At 66.8% G+C, this 7,431-nt stretch carries 7 protein-coding genes and 1 pseudogene; all 8 read left to right on the plus strand.

The window, feature by feature from the left end:
• A partial coding sequence (locus AC3ETA_RS47355) for a tyrosine-type recombinase/integrase (protein ID WP_432199096.1) occupies positions 1-963 on the plus strand: 963 nt, incomplete at its 5' end.
• The gene (locus AC3ETA_RS47360; RefSeq protein WP_432199097.1) at positions 960-1,601 is read left to right on the plus strand and encodes a DUF6262 family protein; all 642 of its coding nucleotides are present in this window, start codon (positions 960-962) and stop codon (positions 1,599-1,601) included. The genes AC3ETA_RS47355 and AC3ETA_RS47360, both read left to right, overlap by 4 nt.
• Positions 1,602-2,057: 456 nt before the next feature.
• On the plus strand, positions 2,058-3,350 hold the full coding sequence (locus tag AC3ETA_RS47365) for a hypothetical protein (RefSeq protein ID WP_432199098.1): 1,293 nt from the start codon (positions 2,058-2,060) through the stop codon (positions 3,348-3,350).
• Between the two features lie 135 nt (positions 3,351-3,485).
• The gene (locus AC3ETA_RS47370; RefSeq protein ID WP_432199099.1) at positions 3,486-4,052 is read left to right on the plus strand and encodes a hypothetical protein; all 567 of its coding nucleotides are present in this window, start codon (positions 3,486-3,488) and stop codon (positions 4,050-4,052) included.
• Between the two features lie 228 nt (positions 4,053-4,280).
• Positions 4,281-4,514, plus strand: a pseudogene (locus AC3ETA_RS47375) (transporter); the annotation flags it as partial.
• Positions 4,515-4,617: 103 nt separating this feature from the next.
• Positions 4,618-4,995: a transposase domain-containing protein gene (locus tag AC3ETA_RS47380; protein WP_432199100.1), complete on the plus strand. Its 378-nt coding sequence runs from the start codon at positions 4,618-4,620 to the stop codon at positions 4,993-4,995.
• A 111-nt stretch (positions 4,996-5,106) separates the two neighbouring features.
• Entirely contained in the window at positions 5,107-5,601 is a 495-nt protein-coding gene (locus tag AC3ETA_RS47385) for a transposase (RefSeq protein WP_432199102.1), read from the plus strand.
• A gap of 603 nt (positions 5,602-6,204) precedes the next feature.
• The coding region (ltrA, locus tag AC3ETA_RS47390) for a group II intron reverse transcriptase/maturase (RefSeq protein ID WP_432199101.1) at positions 6,205-7,431 on the plus strand (1,227 nt) is incomplete at its 3' end.

Here is a 7,431-nt window from a genome sequence, read left to right on the forward strand (position 1 = left end):
CAGACCAAGGTCGGCAACCTGAACGCGGCCGTCCGCATCCCCGACCATCTCTTGGACCGGCTCGAAGCACGCCGCCAAAAGACCCTGGCCCACTACGCCGACCGGCACGCCGGCCGCCCGCCCACTGCTGCCGAACGCCCCCATCTGGCTCTGTTCCCCACTGACATCCTCAACCCCGACGGCCGCCGCGCTTTGTCCTACACCTGGTTCCACACCGGCTTCCGCAGCTGGATCGCCGAGCTTGACCTCGGCGGTCACTACGTCGCCCACCAGGCCCGGCACACGCTGGCCACCCGGCTGCTGCGGCACGGCGCGAGCCTGACGCACATCCGCCGCTACCTCGGCCAGGTCTCCGACCGCATGGCCGAGCACTACGTCCACCTGACCCAGTCGGACCTGGAGAACGTCCTCCAGCACGTGTGGGTCGCCGGCCCCGGCACCGCCCACCCCGGTGAACTCCTCACCAGCGACACCACCCCGCTCACCCGCGAGCAGGCCCAGGCCCTGGCCATCGACGTGTCCCGCCGCAGCACCCCCGCCGAGGGCGGCTTCTGCACCTTCCAGCCCGTCGTGAACGGCGGCGCCTGCCCCTTCAACCTCGACTGCCACAACTGCGACAAGTTCGTCCTCTCGGGCGCCGACCTGCTCTACTGGCGGCGCAAGCGCGAGCAGTGGCGACTGCTGGCCGAAGGCGCCCCCGACGACGCCACCGCCGACTACCTCCACCGTCACTTCGAACCCACCGCCCGCCCCATCGACGGCCTGGAAAAGGCCCTGGCCGGCCTCGGCCTCCTCGACGACGCCCTCGCCCTGGACCTACGCAAACCCCAGGACTACTTCCACCGCGTGTGGTCCACCGCCTTCCGGGCCGCCGACCTCGCCGACGAGGGCAGCGCCGAGGAGGGCGAGTACAGCGGTACGTGCACAACCGAGGACACCGAGCCGGAACAGGACGTCGCGTGAACACGGCCGCCGCTCCCAAGCCCCGTACCGCGGCGGCCCTGGCCGCCCGCCGCTGCAAGACCGAGACCGCCCTCAAACGGGTCCACGATGCCATCGCCCGGCTGCGGAGGGAGAAGGCCCAAGTCAGCGTGGCCGCCGTCGCCCGCCGCGCGGGCGTCTCGCGCACCTTCCTCTACGACAACGTCGAGGCCAGAGCCGCGGTCGCCGCGGCGATGGCTCAGGTCGGCGACCGCCGGTCCCGCACGCTCGTCGAGCAGGGTGCCGAGCGCGAGGCAACCTGGCGCGAACGCGCGCTGAACGCCGAGGACGCCCTCAAGGCCGCCCACGCTGAGATCCGCACCCAGCGCACCCACATCGGCGACCTCCTCGGCCAGATAAGGGACTTCGAAGCCGAGTGGCCCGAGGAGACCATTCAGCGGATCACCACCGAAAGCACCACCCTGAAACAACGGGTTCGCCAACTCACCGCCGACAATCGCATTCTCGACGAACGTCTTCAGGCTGCCCGTTCCAACCTCCGCTTCCAAGACCGGCGCGTCGCTGATCTTGAAGCCCGCCTCGCCGACCCAACGGTGCATGGAAGCCCTAGGCCGAGTGCAGACAGCGATCTCGCCGACCAAGGCGTCGAGCGATGCTGAAGGTGTGCACGACGGCGACGTACTGATTGTCGACGGAGAGAGGTGAAACGACCTCGGCGGCTGCCAGACCGCCGGGGTCGTCGTGTCCGCGGTGCCGCCGTCGGGGTCACTCCGTAGCGCGCGTCTTGATCAAGCAGCGGCCCGCCCGGAGTAACCGCGCGGACCGCAGGCTCCCCGCAAGCGACTGTGATGTTCACGCCAACTCCCGGGAGTCGGGCCGTCGAGACCTGTCCTCAAATCACTCGTCAGGCGAGAGTCCGGGTCGGACACACGAGACATAACCCACCGCTCGGCGGCAGTTGACAACGCAACGTTGCCATGTCTCATCTGTCTCGATAATCCCTTGCGGTTACTGAAGCCGCCATTATTGCCTGCAATATGCACCAACCCATCCCCTACGGTCAGTTCCTGTGCTCCAACACCTCAAAGGCCGGAACAGACAGGGGAGTTGATGTCATGTTCCACAAGTTGAGAGCCCGTATAAGACCCCTGATACCCATCGCCGTGATCGCTGCAGTCGCCACAGCTGTCGCCCCCGCACAAGCAGCCTCGGCAGCCGCCCCGGAAGGGGTAAAGGCCGCCGCCGTAGCCAGTGAAACCATCCAGCAGCCGCTGACGCCGCACCCCACGCCGGGATCGGACAAGCCCGCAGAGAAGCCCGACGGCAGCACACTGCGTCTGTCGGACTCGCCGACGTGCACCGACCCAACGCCGCAAGGCCGCTCGATGTGCGTCCAGCAGACGCCGGCGCCTGATATGTCCCGCCTGCGGAAGAGCCCCAGCCTTGCGCAGGACGGTGTGGCCCCGCCCCAGTGGTGCGAACAAAGCAACAACACCGTCATCGGCACGCGCACACAGGTCTGCAGGGTGAGCGGCCTGACGTACTGGACCCGGTGGACCCAGAACGGTCAGACCACGCTCACCGGCGAGGCGTACATGATCCTCATTAACTACAGCTACGGGGACACGGGGCTGGGCACGATTGCCCATCAGATCGAGACGTCGGTCTACGACGGCTGGGGCGATGCGCTCAATGCCAAGGTGGACGGGCAAGCCACCATGAGCGGCGCGTGCACCAGGGAGAGCAGTAGTTTCCCGGCGAGGCCGCTGCTTCCCCTGAACTCGTGGACCCTGGGCGAGTCGTTCTTCGACACGACCGCGACCGCACCCGGCGCCAAGGGGAACTGTCAAACCTTCTGGTACCTGACATTCACCAACAACGACACCGCGAAGTACCCGAACCCCGCCTTCGACGAGGAATCGTTCAACGAGTTCCGATGTGACAACGCCACAGCGGGACGAGCCACAGTCGGCTGTGTTGTCCCCTGGTACGCCTCCAACCTCGTCTACAGCAAAACGTCCTACCCCTCCCTCGCCTCCCATGTGGAACGCGCCCAGGCATCGGGCCTGCCCGGCGCCACCTTCGCCCAGCCCCTTCACAGGACGGAGGACGAAACCGTTGCCGGTACGAACCGTGAGCTGGCCTGCGGAGACGCCCCCAGCATCTCGGGCCTGAGCTGCGATGAATACCCCATCGCGCGATCCAAGGAGGGCCTGTTCGCGGGCGGCACCCGCCGTACCTTCGACGGATGCCAGATGCCCAATGTGTCGTCCGGCACCGGCCCGACCGGCGTCAGCGTCTGCATGATCACAGCCACGGAGAACAACGCCCAGGGCGGTCTGAACACCCAATTCTTCCGCGCTGAACGCGTCCTGCAAGACGACCCCTTCAGAGTCACCGTCTCCTGACCCATCGCGCGGATACTCAGGGCAGCTTCGGCAGCCACCCCCGACGGGGCGGCTGCCGACACCACGGCCCCACCGCGGGGCCCAGCTGTGCCACGCTTTCTGTCGGAGCAAAGGCACGGATCCGGGGAGAAAACCATGACCACCGCCCGCACTGTGTACGTGCCCGAAGGCACTTTCGGCGTGCTGGACGCCGGAGAGATCCCCGTCCAGACGGCAGACTGGAGCAACGGACTCACGGCTCCTATGTCGCACGGAGCTCTCATTGCCACCGGCATCCACACCGGGCCGGTGCGCGTCACCGCCGAAGCCCTGAGCAGCCCGCCGGACACATCGGCGGATGAAGCATGGGAGGAGGTCGTGGAAGTCAGCGTGCACGCCCCCGCTGGCCGTCTTCAGGTCGAATCCCTCGAAGACGGACCAATCCCCGGACATCCCCTCCTCAGTCCATCCGGACCGAGCTGGTACCGGCTCCGCGTTCATGCGCGAGGACGAAGCAACCTCCCCGACAAAGTCGCCACCTCACCGGTGGAGAACTATCTCCTCCTGGCCTGGCCCTCCTCACCGGCCGACGTAGCTGTCCTGCGTTCCAGCGAACGCATCGAAGACGCGCTGGCCCATTCCGACAAGGCCCCGACACCCTCACACGCCCCCACAGAAACACCGACACAGGAAGCACTGCGTCGCCGCCTGCTGGAGCGGTGAACCACCTGAGCGGCCGAGGCTGTCCGCTGCTCCCGGGCGCAGGCGCCGACAGGCCACGGCTGGCGTGGTTCGAGGCTGGGTGCTCGCGTCAATCGGGGGCTTGACCTATAGCAGGCGCTCGTCTGGCGCACGTCGATTTGTTGGAGTCACGGCGTCGGCCATCGCGTACATGTACCCTATGAATCGTCGCAGTTCAGAGCCGGTTCACGTGCTCCTGCGGTCGGTAAAGTTGAGTACAAGCGTGGCACCGACGCGGGCATCATCAATCAGGGCCTGTACTACATATCGTGGCTCGTGGCCCACAAGGAAGCATTCCAGGGCCTGGTACGCGACCGGTTCGGGGTACCGGCCGCGTCCCAGGTGCTGTGGAGCGAACCCCGGCTGATTTGTGTCGCGGGGGACTTCACCCGCTACGACGCGCACGCCGTGCGTGAGCATCGGCACTCGATCGACCAATGCCGCGAAGTTAAGGCCCCGATGGCAATGTCAAGGGGTTCGTGAGATGTGGCAGGGCCTCTGCTATCCAGGGGATCGACCAAGATCTTCCTGAGAGAGCAGAGGCCCTGTGGCCCAGTTTGCCACGGGCGGCACGCCTGACGTGTTCGCGCCCGGTCACATCGGCGAGTTGACCCAAGTCATCCCACCGGAGCTGGTGGATGCGGTGGTGGAGGAGACCGGAACCCGCGAGAAACGATTACGGAGACTGCCATCCCGAGTCGGGGTCTACTTCGTCCTGGCTCTCGGCATGTTCGAGCATCTGGGTGCTCAGCTGGTATGGGACAAACTCGTAGCAGGGTTGAGCGGCAACGTGCCACGGCCGTCCGAGAAGGCACTTCGTGATCTGCGCCGGCGGGTGGGCGTCGCCCCTTTGCAGCGGCTCTTCGACGTGCTGGCGGGCCCCCTGGCCCAGCCCTCCACCCCTGGAGTGCGCTACCGCCGTTAGCGCACGGTCGCCTTCGACGGATGCGGAAGCCTGTCGGTCCCCGACCACGAGCGCAACAGGTCCTGGCTCGGTCGCACCGTCCGACGCCACGGCCCGGCGGGTTACCCCCGGCTGATGCTGATGACGCTGTGCGAGACAGGCACCCGCGGCCTGATCGCAGCAGTCTTCGGTCCCGCCGTCAAAGCCGAGAGCGACTACGCCCGGGAACTGACCAGCCACCTCACCCCGGACATGCTCCTTCTGGCCGACCGTGCATTCGACGGCAACGAGCTTCTGGCCGCCATCACGCGACAGGGCGCGCAGTTTCTGGTGCGCTGCACCAGCACACGGCGCCCGCCGGTGCTGGCCGTGCTGCCCGACGGCTCGTACCTCACCCGCATCGGCAGCCTCTCGCTACGAGTGATCGAGGCCGAGGTCCAAGCACGCACCCTCGACGGCGGCACTTTCGGTGACACCTACCGCCTGCTGACCACACTCACCGACCATCGCGCAGACCCCCCTGCCCGCTTGATGCGCCTCTACCACGAACGCTGGGGTGCGACACGAAGTCGCACGAGTTTGAGTGAATTACCTGAAGGAGGGCGGCAGTTGTTGTCGACAGGTTAGTTCCGGGCCAGTGCTCAGGGCCCGTCCCCACTCTGGCATGCGCCGCTGGTAACGGCGGGGTGTGAAGCCCGGAGGAGACGCCCAAGGACTCCCGTTCCATCCGGGAGTTACCGGCAAGGGGAAGACCGGACGGGTGAACGCGAGTGAACCCCTGATGATGCTTCGTGATCGTTGGGCTCCGCAGATGGGAAGCAGCAGCGGGGTGCAGGACTGGCCGCTGAGAAGCGGCAGGCGCCGGCTGAACACCCATCGTCAGCCGGGAGAGCACCGCCGTCCCGGAGTTTAGGGGGCACCCACCCCGGTCGTATCTCACTCGTGTGGAACGTGGAAAACCCGTTGGGGTCCGGACGCGATACGTCCGGTCAGCTGACCGCAAGGAAGGCCCAACTCCCCAGCGGGAACAGGATGACCCAAGAAGCCAACGCCGGTGGCCGAAAGGCAGCGGGAAACCGGAGCACATGGCCAGCCCCTCCGCTGGCGCTGCGGATAACCGGCCGGATACGGGCGCTCTGCCCGGACCCGAAAGGGTGCTGACGTGGGTCAGGTGGGCCTGTGGAGAACCGATGACCATCAGCGCCGGAACCGAAGGACAAGTTGGACGCCATGACGACTGGAACCTCCCGGGCGCACGCCGTCCTGGGCGACAGCGGCGCGGTGAACGGACCGGAGGGCGGCCCCACCGACTGGCAGTCGATCGACTGGCACAGGGCGGAGGAGGAAGTACGGCGGCTGAGACAGAGGATCTTCACGGCATCACAGGCAGGGGACCTGAAGAAGGTCCGCAATCTCCAGAAGCTGATGCTCCGTTCCCGCTCCAACACGCTGCTGAGCGTGCGGCGCGTGACGGAGATCAATGCTGGCCGCAAGACGGCCGGAGTCGACGGGAGGGTCGTCCTGCTGCCCCAGGGCAAGGCCGAGCTGGCCGACTGGATGCAGCTCCGGGCGGCACTCTGGAAGCCCCGGCCCGTCAAGCGGGTGTTCGTGCCGAAGGCAGGCGGCCGTCGGCGCGGCCTCGGAATTCCCGTGATCATCGACAGGTGTCTTCAAGCCGTGGCGGTGAACGCGCTGGAACCCGAGTGGGAGGCACGGTTCGAGCCGAGATCGTATGGATTTCGGCCCGGCCGTGGCTGCCATGACGCGATCGGAGTGATCTTCCTGGCCGTCAAGGGCAAGAACCCCAGACGGCAGTGGATCCTTGACGCGGACCTGGCGGCGGCATTCGACCGCATCGACCATGACCGCCTTCTGGCCGCTCTCGGCCGCTTCCCCGCCAGGGGACTGGTCAAGCAGTGGCTCAAGGCGGGCGTGCTCGATCGCGGGCGGCTGTCCCCGACCGAGGAAGGGGTCCCGCAAGGCGGGATCATTTCCCCCGTGCTGATGAACGTGGCCCTGCACGGAATGGAAGCGGCCGCCGGAGTCCGCTACCAGCTCACCGGTGTTGGTGCCGGAGGGCTGAAGGAGGGCTCGCCGACTCTGGTCAGATACGCCGACGATCTTGTGACGCTCTGCCACAGCCGTGGTGAGGCCGAGCAGGTCAAGGAACGGATTGCCGGGTGGCTGGCACCCAGGGGCCTTGCCTTCAACGAGGACAAGACACGCATCGTGCACCTCGACGAGGGCTGTGACTTCCTGGGATTCACCATCCGCCGCTACCACGGCGTGCTGCTGATCAAGCCGAGCAAGGCGGCCGTGCGACGGATCCGGGCACGGCTCACCGCCGAAGTGCGGGCCCTTCGGGGTCAGAACGCGACGGCAGTGATCGCCAAGCTCAACCCCATCATCCGGGGATGGGCTGCCTACTACCGGGGCGTGGTCTCCAGCGAGATCTTC

The organism is Streptomyces sp. bgisy027 (assembly GCF_057710365.1).

Bases quoted from the DNA above. Each gene is read 5' to 3' on its own strand.
- AC3ETA_RS47365 (WP_432199098.1), top strand. From the start codon at position 2,058: ATGTTCCACAAGTTGAGAGCCCGTATAAGACCCCTGATACCCATCGCC.
- AC3ETA_RS47370 (WP_432199099.1), top strand. From the start codon at position 3,486: ATGACCACCGCCCGCACTGTGTACGTGCCCGAAGGCACTTTCGGCGTG.